Here is a 17291-nt window from a genome sequence, read left to right as displayed (position 1 = left end):
CCTTATAGCTTCTTCGCATTCTCAAGCGCTTCTTCAATTTTACCGCAGTACATGAAGGCTTGCTCAGGAACGTCATCGTAATCACCAGCTAATAACCCTTTAAAGCCAGCTAATGTGTCTTTAAGTGGTACGTAAATACCTGGGTCGCCTGTGAATACTTCTGCTACGTGGTAAGGTTGAGTTAAGAACTTCTCAATCTTACGAGCACGAGATACAACTTGCTTATCTTCTTCAGATAGCTCGTCCATACCTAGGATAGCGATGATGTCTTTTAGCTCTTTATAGCGCTGTAATGTAGATTGTACATTACGTGCGATATCATAGTGCTCTTGACCAACAACAAGTGGATCAAGTTGACGAGATGTAGAATCTAACGGGTCAATCGCTGGGTATAAACCCATTGATGCGATATTACGGTTAAGTACAACTGTCGCATCTAAGTGAGCAAACGTTGTCGCAGGAGATGGATCCGTTAAGTCATCCGCAGGTACATATACCGCTTGAACTGAAGTGATAGAACCACTGCTAGTTGAAGTGATACGTTCCTGAAGAACACCCATCTCTTCAGCAAGTGTAGGTTGGTAACCTACTGCTGATGGCATACGACCTAATAGAGCTGATACTTCAGTTCCCGCTAGTGTATAACGATAGATGTTATCAATGAACAATAGAACATCACGGCCTTCATCACGGAAGCGCTCAGCCATTGTTAGACCAGTCAAAGCAACACGTAGACGGTTACCTGGTGGCTCATTCATTTGACCGTAAACCATTGCTACTTTTGATTCTTCAGGATTCTCGATGTTTACAACACCAGCTTCCTGCATTTCAAAGTAGAAATCGTTACCTTCACGAGTACGCTCACCTACACCTGCAAACACAGATAGGCCAGAGTGTTGTAGTGCGATGTTGTTGATAAGTTCCATCATATTAACGGTCTTACCTACACCTGCACCACCAAATAGACCGATTTTACCACCCTTAGCGAATGGACAAATTAAGTCGATTACTTTAACACCTGTCTCTAGAAGAGATGTCGAGTTTGCCTGCTCTTCGTAGCTAGGCGCGGCACGGTGAATTGAATAATGCTCTTCAGCACCAATCTCGCCACACTCATCAATCGCGTCCCCAAGAACGTTCATGATACGACCTAATGTTTTAGTACCCACTGGAACTGTAATTGGCGCGCCAGTATTTTCTACTGTTAAGCCACGACGTAAACCATCTGAGCTACCCATTACGATTGCGCGAACAACGCCACCGCCAATTTGCTGTTGAACTTCAAGAACAAGACGTTCTTTTGCTTCAACAACATTCAGAGCATCGTATACACGAGGTACACTGCCTTGTGGGAACTCTACATCGACTACCGCACCGATGATCTGTACGATCTTACCTGTAGTCATCGTTAATCCTCTAAACTGTTTAAATACCTATGCTTAAACCGCTGATGCGCCTGAAACAATCTCAGAAAGCTCTTGTGTAATCGCCGATTGACGGGCTTTGTTATACACAAGTTGCAGTTCATCAATAATGTCACCAGCGTTATCAGTTGCCGCTTTCATCGCAATCATTCGCGCTACGTGTTCGCAGGCTAAATTCTCAACCACACCTTGATATACTTGTGATTCAACGTATCGAACCAGTAGTGCATCTAGTAATGGTTTAGGCTCGGGCTCATATATATAGTCCCAAGAGTGAGTGCGTTTCATTGCTTCATCTTCTGATTTAGGCAAAGGAAGTAATTGGTCAATTGTTGGCTTTTGTATCATTGTATTAATGAACTTATTGTTCACTACATACAAACGATCCAGTTGGCCTTCATCGTATTTCTTCAGCATCACACCAACGCTACCAATCAGTTCTTCAATACTAGGGCTATCGCCTAAGCCTGAATTCTGAGCAATAACATTACCGCCATAACTATTAAAGAATGCTGTTGCTTTAGAGCCGATAACGGCCAAATCAATTTCAACACCATCTTCAGACCATGTTTTCATTTCTGTCATGACTTTTTTAAACAAGTTAATGTTTAAGCCACCACACAAACCACGATCACTAGAAATAACAATGTAACCAACACGCTTAGCTTCACGTTCGTCAAGATACGGATGACGATACTCAAGGCTACCAAGCGCTAAATGACCGATTACTTTACGTATTGTGTCAGCATATGGACGAGACGCTGCCATCGACTCTTGCGAGCGACGCATTTTAGAAGCGGCTACCATTTCCATTGCTTTCGTGATCTTTTGAGTGCTTTTTACACTCCCGATCTTGTTACGAATCTCTTTCGCACCGGCCATCGTTACTCTCCGTTTTCGGGTGACCCATAACAGGCCACCAACGAATTACCAGGTCTGGGTTGCTTTGAAATCTTCAACCAGTTTCACGAACTGAGCTTCAATTTCTTTATTCCAAGCACCCGATGAGTCGATCTCTGTTGCTAGATCGGCAAATTGACCGTGAGCATACGACAGCAACGCTTCTTCGAAATCAGCAAGCTTAGAAAGCTCGATATCATTCAAGTAGCCTTTCTCAGCTGTAAAGATAACTAACGCTTGATCAAAAACAGACATTGGAGCGTACTGCTTTTGTTTCATAAGCTCAGTTACTTTCTCACCGTGATCAAGTTGCTTTTTAGTCGCGTCATCAAGATCAGATGAGAACTGAGCAAATGCTGCAAGTTCACGATACTGTGCAAGAGCAGTACGAATACCACCAGACAGTTTCTTAATGATCTTAGTTTGCGCAGCACCACCTACACGAGATACAGAGATACCTGGATCTACCGCAGGACGAACACCAGCAGTGAACAGTTCTGTTTGTAGGAAAATCTGACCATCAGTAATCGAGATTACATTGGTTGGTACGAATGCAGATACGTCACCAGCTTGAGTTTCGATGATAGGTAGAGCAGTTAAAGAACCTGTTTTACCTTTCACTTCACCATTAGTGAATTTCTCAACATACGCTTCGCTTACACGAGCAGCACGCTCTAGTAGACGGGAGTGTAAATAGAATACATCGCCAGGGAACGCTTCACGGCCCGGTGGACGTTTCAATAGTAGAGAAATCTGACGATAAGCTACTGCTTGCTTAGATAGATCATCATAAACAATCAGAGCATCTTCACCGCGGTCACGGAAGTATTCACCCATCGCACAACCTGAGTACGGTGCAAGATATTGCAGCGCAGCAGATTCAGAAGCAGAAGCAACAACAACGATAGTATTAGCTAACGCACCGTGCTCTTCTAATTTGCGTACTACGTTAGCAATTGTTGATGCCTTTTGGCCAATCGCAACATAGATAGAGTAAATACCAGAATTTTTCTGGTTAATGATCGCATCGATCGCCATTGCTGTTTTACCAGTCTGACGGTCACCGATGATTAGCTCACGCTGACCACGGCCGATTGGGATCATTGAATCGACTGATTTGTAACCAGTTTGTAATGGTTGGTCTACTGATTTACGATCGATTACACCAGGTGCAATCACTTCTACTGGAGAAGTTAATTTAGCATCAATAGGACCTTTACCATCAATAGGCTCACCAAGTGTGTTTACAACACGACCTAGCATCTCAGGGCCTACTGGTACCTCAAGGATACGACCAGTACTTGTTACCTTCATGCCTTCCTGTAGGTTGACATATGGTCCCATTACAACTGCACCCACTGAGTCACGCTCAAGGTTAAGTGCTAGCGCATAAAGGCCACCTGGTAATTCAATCATTTCGCCTTGCATAACATCTGCTAGGCCGTGTATACGAATAATACCGTCACTTACTGAAACGATAGTACCTTCATTACGAGCTTCACTTACAACGTTAAACTTTTCAATACGTTGCTTGATTAGATCGCTAATTTCCGTGGAATTAAGTTGCATGCTCCATTCCCCATCAAGACTGCAATGTTTCACTCAGACGGCTCAAACGGCTACGTACTGAGTTATCAATGACTAGGTCTCCGGCTCGAATTATGACCCCAGCTAACAGGGCCTCATCTACGCTACAATTCAGCTTCACTTTACGCTCTAAACGAGCTTCAAGTTTGGCACTAATGTCAGCTTTTTGCTGTTCTGTCAGTTCAATTGCTGAAATAACTTCAGCATCAATTTCTTTTTCAAGCTCATGCTTTAAAAAGATAAATTGCTCTAACACACTAGGTAAAATCTTCAAACGACCATTTTCAGCCATTACATGAATTAGATTTTTTCCAAACTCGTTCAGTTGTTCACCACAAATTGAAATAAAGATTTCTGACAGTTTTTCAGATGCGATAGCACCATCTAGTAACTGAGCAAAATCTTCATTCTTTGTGACTTCTGAACAAAAAGTTAGCATTTGAACCCATTGGTTCAATTCGCCTTTTTCGACCGCAAAGTCAAAAGCTGCTTTCGCGTAGGGGCGTGCGATGGTTGTCATTGTTGACATATCTTTGCCCCTTTTACTTACAATTTCGCAGTGATGGTATCAAGAATATCTTTCTGCGCTTCTACATCAATAGAACGCTCTAAGATCTTCTCAGCCCCAATCACAGCCAGAGTTGCAACTTGTTTACGCAGTTCATCGCGAGTGCGTTTACGTTCAGATTCAAGTTCAGCTTCACCTTGTGTAAGAATCTTCTGACGTTCAGTCAGAGCTTCTTCACGAGCTTCTTCTAAAATTTGACCTTTGCGCTTATTCGCTTGTTCGATGATCTCAGTTGCAGCGCGTTTTGCTTCTTTCAGTTGATCAGAAGCATTGGCTTGTGCCAAATCAAGGTCTTTAGCTGCGCGTTCAGCGGCAGATAAGCCGTCAGCAATTTTCTTCTGACGTTCCTCGATCGCTTCCATGATTGGTGGCCATACATATTTCATGCAGAACCAAACAAACAGTGCGAAAGCAATTGCTTGACCAAGCAGAGTTGCGTTCATATTCACAACAGCTACCCCTCGTTAAGAATCAGCTACAAAAATTCAATTAGCAAATGGCTAGATTAGCCTGCTAGTTGACCAACAAATGGGTTAGCAAATGTGAATAGTAGCGCGATAACGATACCGATCATTGGAACCGCATCCAATAGACCAGCGATGATGAACATCTTAACTTGTAGCATTGGAGCCATTTCAGGTTGACGAGCTGCGCCTTCCAAAAACTTACCACCAAGAATAGCAAAACCAATTGCTGTACCAACAGCACAAAGACCAACAATAATAGCTACTGCGATAGCTGAAAAACTAAGAACGGTTTCCATTTATATTCTCCAATTGAATAGATAGAGTTGTATTAAAAATTAAAAATTAATGATCGCCATCTTCATGAGCCATTGACATATAAACGATTGTCAACATCATGAAAACAAATGCTTGGATTAAGATAACCAAAATATGGAAAATAGCCCAAGGTAACGCACCGACCCATTGTAAATACCACGGTAACATTGCAGCAATTAGTATAAATACCACTTCACCAGCAAACATGTTACCAAACAAACGCATGCCTAAAGAAAGAGGTTTAGCTAATAGCGAAACAACTTCAATAAGTAGGTTGAATGGGATCATGATCCAATGATTAAATGGATGTAATGCTAATTCTTTTGCAAAACCACCTAGGCCTTTTACTTTAATGCTGTAATAAATCATCAAAGCAAACACACCAAGAGCCATCGCCATAGTAATGTTTACATCAGCTGTTGGAACCACTTTAAGATAAGGGATGCCTAGCAAATGTTCAGCAGAGTAAGGAATGAAATCAATAGGAACTAAATCCATGACATTCATTATAATTACCCAACAAAATATGGTTAAAGCTAATGGAGCAACCAAAGGATTTCTGCCGTGGAAAGTCTCTTTTACGTTACCATCAACGAATTCAACTACCATTTCGACGAAACACTGTAATTTACCTGGTACTCCAGTCGTTGATTTCTTAGCTACAGAACGAAATACCCAAAGGAATAACACACCTGTTAGCACAGAAAAAAACAAACTGTCTATATGCACATTCCAAAAACTTAATTCATCAACAATGCCTAACTTCCCTAAAGAGAGATTCTGCAAGTGATGATTAATATATTCAGTAGGCGTTGACGCAGACATAACTTTTCCTATTTCCTGTTGTTAATAAAGAAAACTGGTGCAAAGATATTACTACCCAGTACCAGCAAATAGGTTAGTTTGAGGGGAACAAGTTCCACCTCCGTATACACGTAAACAATAGAAAATAAGACAATTGTTATAAGAATTTTAAGCACTTCACCCAAATAGAAAAAAGCCGCAACCATTTTAGCCGCTCTTGCTCCACTGAACATAAATGCACATTTTGAAAACACTGTATTAGCGATAATAAAAATACTACCCCCAACCAATGCAGACATTCCCCAACTAGCACTAATGGCTATGCTCATCCCTATTGCCATAACTGTAGTAACACTAAGCTGAATCAATAACAATCGCTTAGCAAGCAAACGCCCAGGTTTAGCCAGCGTAACTACCATGTATTCTTCCTTTTAAAGCATCTTCGCTTTGATATAAATCAACATAAAGCGAAGATTTTGCAAAAATTATACGTCGGACCAATATGAATGCAATCAAATAGCATTAAAAAGTTACATTTATGAGAACAAAGCAGTAACTTTTACTCCGTAAAATGCAATTTTGCTTTTAAACACCATTTTATATCACACTTCGCTTTCTAGTTTTGCGATAAGTTGTTCCAATTTGTGAACCTCATCAAAGGTAATCGTTAACTTCCCTTTACCTGATGAATTTCTATTAATCACAACTTTAGAACCAAGCATTGCAGATAATTTATCTGACATCTCGATCATTTCTACATCTTGTTTTATTAATTTTTCTTCTTTTTTAGGTGCTAAAAGAGCTTTAACTTGCTGTTCTGTTTGACGAACAGTTAGTTTCTTTTTTATCACTAAATGAGCAAGATTAATTTGAGAATCAGCATCTAATGCTAACAATGCTCTCGCATGACCCATTTCTAACAATTTATTTTCAACAAGAGCTTTAACTTCATCCGAAAGCGCATTTAAACGCAGTAAATTAGTAACTGTCGTTCTAGATTTACCAATAACGTCAGAGATCTGTTGATGAGTTAATTCAAACTCTTGCTGTAAACGTTCTAACGCTTGTGCTTCTTCTATCGCATTAAGGTCTTCACGTTGGATATTTTCAATGATAGCCATTGCTATTACTGCTTTATCTTCAACGACTTTAACGACACATGGAACATGCTTTAATCCTGCTTTCTTAGCAGCTCTAAAACGTCTTTCACCTGCGATAATTTCATATTGTTGATGAGAAATTTGACGTACAACGATAGGCTGAATAATACCTTGAGAACGAATAGAAGCCGATAACTCATTTAATGCTTCTTCTTCCATTGTTTTTCTTGGTTGGTATTGACCTGCATTTAATTGATGTATTCCCAATTCAATTAATTGCGTCTCCTTTGAAATAGATTCACTTTGTTCTGCTGCCGCTTGTTTTTCACGAGCTAGCGAGCTTGTTGCTAATAGGGCGTCTAATCCTTTACCTAAACCACGTTTGTTACCCATGAATTTCTGTTTCCCTTTCTTTTTCAACTTCGTCACGGCGAATTATCTCTCCGGCAAGGGCTAAATAGGCCTTTGCACCATTTGAGTATTTATCATAATACATTGCAGGTTTACCATGACTTGGAGCTTCTGCTAAACGCACATTCCGAGGGATCACAGTGCGATACACTTTATCTCCGAAATGTTTTTTTAATTGATCCGATACATCATTAGCTAAGCGATTGCGAGGATCAAACATGGTTCTTAATAACCCTTCGATCTTTAAATCGGCATTCACTACAGCCGCTAATTTACTAATTGTATCAATCAAAGCGGTTAATCCCTCGAGTGCATAATACTCACACTGCATAGGGACAAGAACAGAATCAGACGCAGCCATGGCGTTAATTGTAAGGAGGTTTAATGCGGGAGGGCAATCAATAAAGATGAAATCATAGTTACCACGAATTGGGTAGATCATATTGCGTAAACGAACTTCACGCGCAAAGATCTGCATTAATTTAATTTCAGCTGCGGTGATATCACCGTTTGCTGCAATTAAATCATAGCCTCCAGACGTTTTCTCTATTACTACCTTTTCAAAAGGTACTTCATCAACCAACAACTCATAAGCAGTTGCATCTACATCGTACTTATCTACGCCACTGGCCATAGTTGCATTACCTTGAGCATCTAAGTCAATCAATAATACTTTACGATTTGTTGCAGCCATTGAAGCGGCAAGGTTCACCGCTGTCGTTGTTTTTCCTACGCCACCTTTTTGGTTCGCAATAGAGATAACTCTTCCCACATTAACCTCATTCCATTATTTTTTTCCGGTTAAGGTGACTAAATGTCTTTCACCTTCTAACTCCGGAACGATCAATGCCACTACATCTCTGACTGAGCACCATTCAGGAAGATCATTTGCTTCATCTTCTGAGTAGATCCCTTTTAATGCCAAAAATACACCATCTTCTTTTGGTAGATGATGACACCAATTCACCATGTCTGTCATTGATGCAAAGGCACGACTTAGGACTGCATCAAACTTTTCTTCAGGCTGAAACTCTTCTACACGACTTTGAATAGCCATAACATTGTGAATTTTTAGCTCATGAATTACTTGTTTGATAAAGCGAATTCGTTTACCTAAGCTATCAAGCAGTGTAAATGATTTTTCAGGGTTCATGATAGCTAATGGTACTCCTGGTAAACCAGGCCCTGTACCAACATCAATAAAACGCTCACCAGATAACTTTGGACTAACCACTATGCTATCCAAGATATGTTTTATTATCATTTCACTTGGGTTTCTTACCGATGTTAAGTTATACGCTTTGTTCCATTTATGAAGCAGAGCTACATAACCTAATAGCTGTTCTTTTTGTAATTCAGAGACAGTTAAATCGGTTTGAGCAATCAAACGATCGAATTGTTGAGATAAATCGGTCACGTTACTCACCTTTTTTTAATAAACCGTGTTTCTTTAAATGTACTAATAAAATTGAAATTGCTGCTGGCGTAATACCTGAAATACGAGAAGCAATCCCTAAAGTCTCAGGTTTTGCATCACTTAATTTAGCAACGACTTCATTTGAAAGGCCTTTGACTTTACTGTAATCCAAATCTAACGGCAGTTTGGTATTTTCATGACGTAATGATTTTTCGATTTCATCACGTTGACGCTGAATATAACCTGCGTATTTCACTTGAATTTCAACTTGCTCAGCCGCTTGACGATCATCAATAGCCGGTCCAAAGTTTTCAAGAGAAATCAACGATGAATAAGTCACTTCAGGACGACGAAGAAGATCTTCTCCATTTGCTTCACGAACGATCGGAGTTTTTAAGATCGAGTTTATTTGATCAATATTTTCAGACTTAGGATTAACCCAAATATCTTTTAAACGTTGATTTTCTTTCTCAATATTTTCTACTTTTTCACTGAAACGAGCCCAACGGACATCATCAACTAGACCAAGAGCACGCCCCTGTTCTGTTAAACGTAAGTCGGCATTATCTTCACGTAAAGACAATCGATATTCGGCACGAGAAGTAAACATACGGTAAGGTTCTTTAGTACCAAGTGTTGATAAATCATCAATCAATACCCCCATATATGCTTCATCACGTCGTGGGCTCCAACCTTCTTTGCCCTGAGAAAATAGACTTGCGTTTAAGCCAGCCATTAAACCTTGAGCGGCCGCTTCTTCATATCCGGTTGTGCCATTGATTTGACCTGCGAAGAATAAACCTTCAATAAACTTAGTTTCATACGTTGATTTTAAATCACGAGGATCAAAGAAATCATACTCAATCGCGTAACCTGGACGCACGATGTGTGCATTTTCGAAGCCTTTCATTGATTGAACAATTTGTAATTGAACATCGAATGGTAAGCTGGTTGAAATCCCATTTGGGTATAATTCGTGTGTTGTTAAGCCTTCAGGCTCAATAAAGATTTGGTGGCTATCTTTGTCTGCAAAGCGCATTACTTTATCTTCAATTGAAGGGCAGTAACGAGGACCAATTCCTTCAATAACACCCGCATACATTGGACTACGATCAAGGTTTTTACGGATTACATCATGCGTTTTTTCATTGGTATGAGTAATAAAACAATTTACTTGTTTAGGGTGTTGAGTTCGATTACCTAAAAATGAAAATACAGGGGTTGGGTTGTCACCTGGTTGAGCTTCTAATACTGAAAAATCAACAGTACGAGCATCAATACGAGGAGGTGTACCTGTTTTTAAACGGCCGATCCTAAATGGACGATCTCGTAAACGTTGCGCTAAAGTGATCGAAGAAGGATCTCCTGCACGACCTCCTGAGAAGTTTTCCATACCAATATGTATCTGACCCCCTAAAAAGGTTCCAGCGGTCAATACAACCGATTTAGCACGGAATTTAAGGCCCATTTGAGTAACGGCACCGATAACTTTATCATTTTCAATGATCAAATCATCAACTGCTTGTTGAAATAAGGTTAGATTTGGTTGGTTTTCTAATACTGAACGGACAAATGCTTTATACAATGCTCTATCAGCTTGAGCTCGAGTTGCTCGAACTGCTGGACCTTTTGATGCGTTCAGAGTTCTAAATTGAATACCACCGTGATCAATGGCTTGTGCCATTAATCCACCTAAGGCATCAACTTCTTTTACCAGATGGCCTTTGCCGATCCCACCAATCGCTGGGTTACACGACATTTGACCTAATGTGTCAATGTTATGAGTGAGTAGAAGTGTCTTTTGCCCAGTTCTTGCTGCAGCAAGTGCTGCTTCAGTACCCGCATGACCACCGCCAATAACAATGACATCAAAGTTTTCTTGGTAAAACATGATTAGACCTTAGGTGTAATGGAAAGAGTTAGAAGAATTTAACTTAAGAGATCTATTTTACCCTTTTTCTAGCTTGGAAAGAAACGAAAAAGTGATGAAGTTCAAAAAAGAAAGATCATTAATATATTTAAGATCTTTTAAAGAGATCTCTTATTAGATCTATTATATAGATCGTCGATCTCTGTGGATAAGTGATAAATGATCAATTGGATCATAGACTTTAGATCGATCGAAACTTGTTACTTTTCTTTGATCTTCGATCGGATGACCTGAGGATAAAAGGATAGGTTATCCACAAGGGGGGAGTGAGGTAGATCTTATTCAATGGATAACTATAACTTGATCACTGGATCTATCTATAGTTATCCACATATTAGGTGTTTCCTATTTAATAACTTTTACTTACCTTAATAAACGAGTTGTTAACAAATATGCTCTTTTAGCCACAACTCTGCAGGTTCTTCAGGGATACTATGTTGAGTGACATCTATCTCTAAAAGTGGAAATTCTTCAATACAACCTAATTCTAAGAGGGTATTTTGTAATGATTTACCAGCCGCACAGAAAGTGTCGTAACTTGAATCACCAATCGCAACGACAGCAAACCTTACTTTTGATGTGTTTAAGGTGTCTTTTGTGAGTTGTTGGATAAAAGGTTTGATGTTGTCTGGATAATCCCCAGCTCCATGAGTGGAAATAATAAGAATCCAAAGACTATTATTGTCTATTTCATCTAAATTAGGCTGGTTATGGATATCCGTAATAAAGTCCATATCTTCTAGTAAATCGGCAAGATGATCACCAACGTACTCGGCACCACCAAGAGTGCTTCCTGTAATAATAGATACGTTTTTCATGAATTTTCCCTATAAAAAATGGGCCTTAATAGCCCATTATTGTTTGTATTATTTAGTGTTACTTACCTATGCAAAAAGAGGTAAATATGCGACCGAGTAAATCGTCAGAGGTGAATTCACCAGTAATTTCACTTAGATGTTGTTGGGCGATTCTTAATTCTTCTGCAAGAATTTCACCTGCCATATAGCCTTCAAGTTGTTGCTGACCGATATCAAGGTGTTCAGATGCCTTTTCTAATGCTTCGAGATGACGTCTGCGTGCCATAAAGCCACCTTCTTGATTACCAGAAAACCCCATGCATTCTTTTAGATGGTTACGTAATGCATCTACTCCTTCACCCGTTTTTGCAGATAAGCGAATAAGAGTCGGATCATTTACATGGCAAATACCAAGATCTTCGCCTGTTTGATCGGCTTTATTTCTGATCACGGTCATACCCATGCTCTCAGGTAAACGATCAAGAAATTCTGGCCAGATAATTTTAGGGTCAGTGGCATCGGTTGTTGTACCGTCTACCATAAATAAAACGCGATCAGCTTGGGCTATTTCTTGCCAAGCTCGTTCAATACCAATACGTTCTACTTCATCAGAGGCCTCACGAAGGCCTGCGGTATCAATGATATGTAAAGGCATACCATCAATATGAATATGCTCTCTAAGTACATCGCGGGTGGTTCCTGCAATGTCGGTAACGATAGCGCTGTCTTTACCTGATAAGGCATTCAATAGACTTGATTTACCGGCATTGGGACGTCCTGCTATTACCACTTTCATGCCTTCACGCATGATGGCACCTTGATTTGCCTCTTTGCGCACAGCATTTAGATTATCAATGATCCCTTGTAGGTCACCGCTAACTTTTCCATCAGCCAGAAAATCGATCTCTTCTTCAGGAAAATCAATGGCAGCTTCAACATAAATGCGAAGATAAATAAGCGATTCGACTAAGGTATTTATTTTCTTAGAAAAAACACCCTGTAGTGAATTAAGTGCTGATTTAGCGGCTTCTTCTGAACTTGCATCGATTAAATCGGCAATGGCTTCTGCCTGGGCTAAATCCATTTTATCGTTTAAGAACGCTCTTTCTGAAAATTCACCTGGTCGTGCAGTACGAATACCATCTATTTTCAAAATACGTTTAATGAGCATATCCATGACAACAGGGCCGCCGTGACCTTGAAGTTCTAAAACGTCTTCACCAGTAAAGGAATGTGGATTAGGAAAATACAGGGCTATGCCTTGATCAAGTTCTAGACCACTGTCATCTTTAAATGGAGTGTACTCTGCATAACGTGGCTTTAGGGCCTTTCCTACCACTTCTAGAGCGACTTGTTGAGCTTTAGGTCCTGATACTCGAATGATGCCTACGCCACCTCGGCCAGGAGCTGTTGCTTGTGCAACGATAGTGTCTGTATGTAATGTCATGATTATTCTTAATGTCTATTGCTTGAGCATATTGTAAGCCGATAAAACAAAAAAGGCGACCAATGGCCGCCTTTTGTTTTTTCTTTAGAAAGTCAACTTACTTAGTATGTAAGCCTTTTTTCTCAAGTGCACGGTAAATCAGAGTTTGCTGAATTAACGTTACGATGTTTGATACTAACCAGTAAAGAACTAGGCCAGCTGGGAACCATAAGAAGAACACTGTGAACATTACAGGCATGAATGTCATGATCTTCTGTTGCATTGGATCCGTTACTGTCGTTGGGCTCATCTTCTGGATTAAGAACATACTTGCACCCATTAGTAATGGCAGGATGTAGTATGGGTCTTGTGCTGATAAATCCGTGATCCAACCAAAGAATGGAGAATGACGAAGTTCAACTGACTCCATTAGTGCCCAGTACAGTGAAATGAAGATTGGCATTTGAAGAACGATTGGTAAACAGCCACCTAGTGGGTTTACTTTTTCTTTCTTATAAAGCTCCATCATTTCTTGGCTCATACGCTGACGGTCATCACCGATGCGTTCACGCATTGCTGCCAACTTAGGTTGAAGCATGCGCATTTTAGCCATTGACGTGTATTGTGCTTTCGTTAGTGGGTACATTGCACCACGAACGATGAACGTTAAGAACATGATCGCAAGACCCCAATTCCCAACAATACCGTGAATGAAAGACAGTAGTTTGTGAAGAGGAGAAGCGATGAACCATAACCAACCGTAATCAACACTTAAATCTAAGTATTTAGCAGTCGCTGCCATTTCTGGTTGAAGTTTTGGACCTGTCCAAAGCGTTGCTGTAAGCGTCGCTTCTTGACCAGCAGGAATTGTTACAGAAGGCATACGAACGCCAATGTAACCGTAATCGCCTGCAACACGTGATGTTAGTGTTGCGTCATTCACGTTACGTGGGATCCAAGCTGATGCGAAATAGTGTTGTAGCATACCCGCCCAACCTTGACCATTTGTCATGTCGATAGATAAGTTTTTATCTTCCATGTCGTCAAAGCTGTATTTTTTATAGCGTGTATCTTCAGTAGAGTAAGCACCACCACGGTACGTTGGCATTGTTAAGCTGCCACCGTCATCCAATAAGTTTTGCTTTAAGTTTGCGTACATTTCTACGGTTGCTGGCGCTGAAGATTGGTTATCAACCGTGTAATCAACATCAATAGCGTAGCTGTCACGTTTAAGCACTAGTGTTTTAGTATAAGTAATACCATCTTTCACTAATGTTAACGGAACACGTAATTCGTTTTGGCCATCCGCTAAAACATACTCTGTTTTTTGCGCTGTAAATTGTGCACGACCCGTGTTTGAATCGATGCCTTGAGGACCGATTAAACCACTTTGAGCAATATAGCTATGATCAGCATCGTTTCTAAGAAGAACGAATTTTGCTTTAGAGTCTAATTCTGCATCGTATTGATTAAGAACAGATTCAATGATGTCACCACCCAACGTATCTACTTTTAAAGTAAGCACATCAGTTGTGATTGTAATCAGCTTATCAGATTGTGCTGAATCTGCTGGAGTATCACTGTTTGCTGTCGAAGAAGTTGGAACATCACCATTCGTGTGAGTTTGTTGAACGGTATTAACTGTAGCTGGTTGCTGCGGATTAGTTTCTACTTGCCATTGTTGGAAAAGTAAAAAAGAAACTAAAGCCAGTGCAAGCAACAGAATATTACGTTGGGTATCCATCGTTATTGTTCTCTGTCTTTATGCTGCTTGGGTGGGACGGGGTCATAGCCCCCATCATTCAAAGGATGACATTTTAATAGACGTTTGCCAGTTAGCCAACACCCTTTTACTAAACCGTGTGACTTTAGTGCGTCAATTGCATAATGTGAACACGTTGGAGTAAATCGACAGCGAGGTCCAATCATTGGACTGATGACGAGTTGATAAAAACGGATTAGACCGATTGCTATCCACGAGAAGGGCGAGACAGGCGATGCCATAATTTATCTAGTAGCTTGTTAAAGTCTTCGTTACTCAATTCTTGAGCACTCTTTTTAGCGATAACCACAAAGTCTTTCGCAGGTAAGGAATGTTGCTTATTGCGGAAACTTTCACGTGTAATACGTTTGAACTTATTGCGACCAACAGCAGTTTTAATTTGCTTCTTAGGAACAGCAAGACCTAAACGAGGGTGTGATAGTGAGTTTTCTCTGGCAAGAATGGTGAAGTGAGGTGAGCCTGCTCGGTGAGCTTGCTTGAAAACTGATTTGTAATCTTCGGGAGTTAACAAGCGTAACTCCCGAGAGAAGTCGTAATTCATCAAAATAATCTGGTGATTACTTAGATAGACGCTTACGGCCTTTAGCACGACGAGCGTTAATTGTGTTACGACCGTTCTTAGTTGCCATGCGAGCACGGAAACCGTGAGAACGTTTACGTTTAAGAACTGTAGGTTGGAAAGTGCGTTTCATTGGTATTACCTTATTACTGATCAGTAGTTTTTAGGTTTAATTTAAACCCGGCGTGGGACGTACATTCCGACGCCTCTCAACAAAGAGGCGGAATTGTAATCATTGGCAGAAAAATAGTCAATAAGAGGTTCCACGTATTTTCCGGACGATGAATTATACTTTTTGTGAGAGAGAGCGCAAGGATCTTTATGCGATCCCTACTTGATTCAAGAATTTCTGCAATTTTAGATCCTGTGGATAACCAAAAATTTGCTCTGGTGTTCCTTGTTCTACGATTTTTCCATCAGCCATATAGATAACTCTGTCGGCGACTTCTTTCGCAAATTGCATCTCATGGGTAACCACTAACATCGTTTGGTGCTGTGTTGCCAGTTTTTTCATTAATGCTAGCACTTCATTGACCCACTCAGGATCGAGTGCTGACGTGGGTTCATCAAATAATAGTAGCTCAGCTTCTAATGCCATTGCTCTGCCAATACCGACACGTTGTTGTTGCCCTCCAGAGAGTGCTGCAGGGTAACTATCGCCTTTATCACTAAGGCCTATATCGTCTAATATTTGTTGGGCTCTTTTCAGTGCATCAGCCGTTTTCCACTTGTGGACAGTTATTAAGCCCTCCGCAATATTTTGTCGTGCGGTTAAATGAGAGAATAAGGCATAGTTTTGGAAGATAAAGCCTGTTTTTCGTCGTAAAGCTAATATTTCTGCTTTGGTATTTTTTTCACTATCAACGCTGACATCACCAATAGTGATGGTTCCTTTGTCTGCAGCTTCAAGAAAATTCACACATCTTAATAGAGTTGACTTACCTGTGCCACTGGATCCGATTACAGCAATTATCTCTCCTTTATTGATCGTTAAATCGATGCCGGAGAGGACCTCTGTGTCACCAAAGCTTTTATGTAGATTCGTTATTTTTATCATCGTACATAGGCCTTATTTAGTTTAGTTTCAGCCCAAGTTTGTACTCGGGTAAGAATAATAACGACACCCCAATAAATAAGGGCGACAGCTAAGAATGCTTCAAAGAACTTAAAGCTGGAAGACGCTTCCATTTGCGCTTTTGCCATGATTTCAGACACACCAAGCGTAAAGGCTAATGAGGTGGATTTAATCATATCAATGAAGTAATTCATTAATGAAGGTAGGGCAACTCTTGTCGCTTGAGGAAGAATAATACGACGCATTGCTTGAGAGGTTGTCATGCCTATCGATAAGCTCGCTTCCATCTGGCTGCGATCAACTCCAATGATAGCGGCACGAATACTTTCTGCCATATACGCAGCAAAATGTAGTGTTAGACCAATAACGGCAGCACTGAATGCATCCAGTCCCACAAAAATAGGGAACACTTGAGGCAAGCCGTAATAAAGGAGGAATAATTGAACAAGCAGAGGTGTTCCACGGAAAAAACTGATGTACAGCTGGCTAAGTTGATCCAATACAGGCACTTTAAATATTCTTAAGTTAGCCAGTACTAACGCCAGAGCCAGTGCAAAGAATAACCCCCATATCGCCATTTCCAATGTCGTACCTAAATACTTAAATAGTATAGGTAGGAGTTCAATCATATACGCAAAATCAAATCCCATGATGTCTCTCTGTTATTTAGTATAAGAAAAGTGATGAGTAAACAGTGTTGACTATATATTTTTGATAAGCAATAAACA

Annotated in this window: 20 protein-coding genes; all 20 read right to left on the bottom strand. The window is 40.4% G+C overall.

Going from position 1 to position 17291, the window contains the following annotated elements:
• Window positions 1-2 precede the first annotated feature (2 nt).
• The 20 genes from atpD to A6E06_RS01750 all read right to left on the bottom strand — a co-directional run bounded on the left by atpD (window position 3) and on the right by A6E06_RS01750 (window position 17213).
• Window positions 3-1406 carry a F0F1 ATP synthase subunit beta gene (gene atpD / locus A6E06_RS01840; protein WP_065594563.1) on the bottom strand — a complete coding sequence of 468 codons (1404 nt, stop codon included), beginning with the start codon at window positions 1404-1406 and terminating at the stop codon, window positions 3-5.
• A gap of 33 nt (window positions 1407-1439) precedes the next feature.
• Window positions 1440-2306 (bottom strand): F0F1 ATP synthase subunit gamma, encoded by an 867-nt coding sequence (atpG, locus tag A6E06_RS01835; protein WP_065594562.1) that lies wholly within the window; start codon window positions 2304-2306, stop codon window positions 1440-1442.
• A gap of 45 nt (window positions 2307-2351) precedes the next feature.
• Window positions 2352-3893, bottom strand: a complete 1542-nt coding sequence (atpA, locus tag A6E06_RS01830; RefSeq protein ID WP_065594561.1) for a F0F1 ATP synthase subunit alpha — start codon at window positions 3891-3893, stop codon at window positions 2352-2354.
• Between the two features lie 13 nt (window positions 3894-3906).
• Complete coding sequence (gene atpH / locus A6E06_RS01825; protein WP_065594560.1) at window positions 3907-4440, bottom strand: F0F1 ATP synthase subunit delta; 534 nt, start codon at window positions 4438-4440, stop codon at window positions 3907-3909.
• Between the two features lie 17 nt (window positions 4441-4457).
• Window positions 4458-4928: a F0F1 ATP synthase subunit B gene (gene atpF, locus A6E06_RS01820; protein WP_065594559.1), complete on the bottom strand. Its 471-nt coding sequence runs from the start codon at window positions 4926-4928 to the stop codon at window positions 4458-4460.
• Between the two features lie 56 nt (window positions 4929-4984).
• Window positions 4985-5242 carry a F0F1 ATP synthase subunit C gene (atpE, locus tag A6E06_RS01815; RefSeq protein WP_004411110.1) on the bottom strand — a complete coding sequence of 86 codons (258 nt, stop codon included), beginning with the start codon at window positions 5240-5242 and terminating at the stop codon, window positions 4985-4987.
• A 46-nt stretch (window positions 5243-5288) separates the two neighbouring features.
• Window positions 5289-6086, bottom strand: a complete 798-nt coding sequence (gene atpB, locus A6E06_RS01810; protein WP_065594558.1) for a F0F1 ATP synthase subunit A — start codon at window positions 6084-6086, stop codon at window positions 5289-5291.
• An 8-nt stretch (window positions 6087-6094) separates the two neighbouring features.
• Window positions 6095-6484 (bottom strand): F0F1 ATP synthase subunit I, encoded by a 390-nt coding sequence (locus A6E06_RS01805; protein ID WP_065594557.1) that lies wholly within the window; start codon window positions 6482-6484, stop codon window positions 6095-6097.
• Window positions 6485-6667: 183 nt separating this feature from the next.
• A complete protein-coding gene (locus A6E06_RS01800; RefSeq protein ID WP_065594556.1) occupies window positions 6668-7558 on the bottom strand; it encodes a ParB/RepB/Spo0J family partition protein in 891 nt (296 codons plus the stop codon).
• Window positions 7551-8348 carry a ParA family protein gene (locus A6E06_RS01795; RefSeq protein ID WP_065594555.1) on the bottom strand — a complete coding sequence of 266 codons (798 nt, stop codon included), beginning with the start codon at window positions 8346-8348 and terminating at the stop codon, window positions 7551-7553. The genes A6E06_RS01800 and A6E06_RS01795 overlap by 8 nt, the downstream gene beginning before the upstream one ends.
• A 15-nt stretch (window positions 8349-8363) precedes the next feature.
• Window positions 8364-8993, bottom strand: a complete 630-nt coding sequence (gene rsmG / locus A6E06_RS01790; RefSeq protein WP_065594554.1) for a 16S rRNA (guanine(527)-N(7))-methyltransferase RsmG — start codon at window positions 8991-8993, stop codon at window positions 8364-8366.
• Window position 8994: 1 nt separating this feature from the next.
• A complete protein-coding gene (gene mnmG, locus A6E06_RS01785; RefSeq protein ID WP_065594553.1) occupies window positions 8995-10884 on the bottom strand; it encodes a tRNA uridine-5-carboxymethylaminomethyl(34) synthesis enzyme MnmG in 1890 nt (629 codons plus the stop codon).
• 422 nt (window positions 10885-11306) lie between these two features.
• Window positions 11307-11741, bottom strand: coding sequence for an FMN-binding protein MioC (mioC, locus tag A6E06_RS01780; protein ID WP_065594552.1), 435 nt, complete (start codon window positions 11739-11741; stop codon window positions 11307-11309).
• Between the two features lie 58 nt (window positions 11742-11799).
• Window positions 11800-13167, bottom strand: coding sequence for a tRNA uridine-5-carboxymethylaminomethyl(34) synthesis GTPase MnmE (gene mnmE / locus A6E06_RS01775; protein WP_065594551.1), 1368 nt, complete (start codon window positions 13165-13167; stop codon window positions 11800-11802).
• 97 nt (window positions 13168-13264) lie between these two features.
• Window positions 13265-14890 (bottom strand): membrane protein insertase YidC, encoded by a 1626-nt coding sequence (gene yidC, locus A6E06_RS01770; protein ID WP_065594550.1) that lies wholly within the window; start codon window positions 14888-14890, stop codon window positions 13265-13267.
• Between the two features lie 2 nt (window positions 14891-14892).
• Window positions 14893-15150: a membrane protein insertion efficiency factor YidD gene (gene yidD, locus A6E06_RS19495; RefSeq protein ID WP_081091604.1), complete on the bottom strand. Its 258-nt coding sequence runs from the start codon at window positions 15148-15150 to the stop codon at window positions 14893-14895.
• Complete coding sequence (rnpA, locus tag A6E06_RS01765; RefSeq protein WP_012548914.1) at window positions 15117-15470, bottom strand: ribonuclease P protein component; 354 nt, start codon at window positions 15468-15470, stop codon at window positions 15117-15119. The genes yidD and rnpA overlap by 34 nt, the downstream gene beginning before the upstream one ends.
• Before the next feature lie 16 nt (window positions 15471-15486).
• Entirely contained in the window at window positions 15487-15621 is a 135-nt protein-coding gene (gene rpmH, locus A6E06_RS01760) for a 50S ribosomal protein L34 (RefSeq protein WP_065594549.1), read from the bottom strand.
• Window positions 15622-15807: 186 nt separating this feature from the next.
• Window positions 15808-16545, bottom strand: a complete 738-nt coding sequence (locus A6E06_RS01755; protein WP_065594548.1) for an amino acid ABC transporter ATP-binding protein — start codon at window positions 16543-16545, stop codon at window positions 15808-15810.
• Complete coding sequence (locus tag A6E06_RS01750) at window positions 16542-17213, bottom strand: amino acid ABC transporter permease (RefSeq protein ID WP_065594547.1); 672 nt, start codon at window positions 17211-17213, stop codon at window positions 16542-16544. The genes A6E06_RS01755 and A6E06_RS01750 overlap by 4 nt, the downstream gene beginning before the upstream one ends.
• Window positions 17214-17291 lie beyond the last annotated feature (78 nt).

The sequence above is a fragment of the Aliivibrio sp. 1S175 genome, assembly GCF_001690985.1.
Lineage (GTDB): Bacteria > Pseudomonadota > Gammaproteobacteria > Enterobacterales > Vibrionaceae > Aliivibrio.
This window is presented reverse-complemented; position numbering and strand designations above follow the sequence as displayed.

Excerpts from the sequence above, each read along its gene's own strand:
- atpD (WP_065594563.1), bottom strand. The coding sequence starts at position 1,406 with ATGACTACAGGTAAGATCGTACAGATCATCGGTGCGGTAGTCGATGTA.
- atpG (WP_065594562.1), bottom strand. The coding sequence starts at position 2,306 with ATGGCCGGTGCGAAAGAGATTCGTAACAAGATCGGGAGTGTAAAAAGC.
- atpA (WP_065594561.1), bottom strand. The coding sequence starts at position 3,893 with ATGCAACTTAATTCCACGGAAATTAGCGATCTAATCAAGCAACGTATT.
- atpH (WP_065594560.1), bottom strand. The coding sequence starts at position 4,440 with ATGTCAACAATGACAACCATCGCACGCCCCTACGCGAAAGCAGCTTTT.
- atpE (WP_004411110.1), bottom strand. The coding sequence starts at position 5,242 with ATGGAAACCGTTCTTAGTTTTTCAGCTATCGCAGTAGCTATTATTGTT.
- atpB (WP_065594558.1), bottom strand. The coding sequence starts at position 6,086 with ATGTCTGCGTCAACGCCTACTGAATATATTAATCATCACTTGCAGAAT.
- A6E06_RS01805 (WP_065594557.1), bottom strand. The coding sequence starts at position 6,484 with ATGGTAGTTACGCTGGCTAAACCTGGGCGTTTGCTTGCTAAGCGATTG.
- A6E06_RS01800 (WP_065594556.1), bottom strand. The coding sequence starts at position 7,558 with ATGGGTAACAAACGTGGTTTAGGTAAAGGATTAGACGCCCTATTAGCA.
- mnmG (WP_065594553.1), bottom strand. The coding sequence starts at position 10,884 with ATGTTTTACCAAGAAAACTTTGATGTCATTGTTATTGGCGGTGGTCAT.
- mioC (WP_065594552.1), bottom strand. The coding sequence starts at position 11,741 with ATGAAAAACGTATCTATTATTACAGGAAGCACTCTTGGTGGTGCCGAG.
- mnmE (WP_065594551.1), bottom strand. The coding sequence starts at position 13,167 with ATGACATTACATACAGACACTATCGTTGCACAAGCAACAGCTCCTGGC.
- yidC (WP_065594550.1), bottom strand. The coding sequence starts at position 14,890 with ATGGATACCCAACGTAATATTCTGTTGCTTGCACTGGCTTTAGTTTCT.
- yidD (WP_081091604.1), bottom strand. The coding sequence starts at position 15,150 with ATGGCATCGCCTGTCTCGCCCTTCTCGTGGATAGCAATCGGTCTAATC.
- rnpA (WP_012548914.1), bottom strand. The coding sequence starts at position 15,470 with ATGAATTACGACTTCTCTCGGGAGTTACGCTTGTTAACTCCCGAAGAT.
- rpmH (WP_065594549.1), bottom strand. The coding sequence starts at position 15,621 with ATGAAACGCACTTTCCAACCTACAGTTCTTAAACGTAAACGTTCTCAC.
- A6E06_RS01755 (WP_065594548.1), bottom strand. The coding sequence starts at position 16,545 with ATGATAAAAATAACGAATCTACATAAAAGCTTTGGTGACACAGAGGTC.
- A6E06_RS01750 (WP_065594547.1), bottom strand. The coding sequence starts at position 17,213 with ATGGGATTTGATTTTGCGTATATGATTGAACTCCTACCTATACTATTT.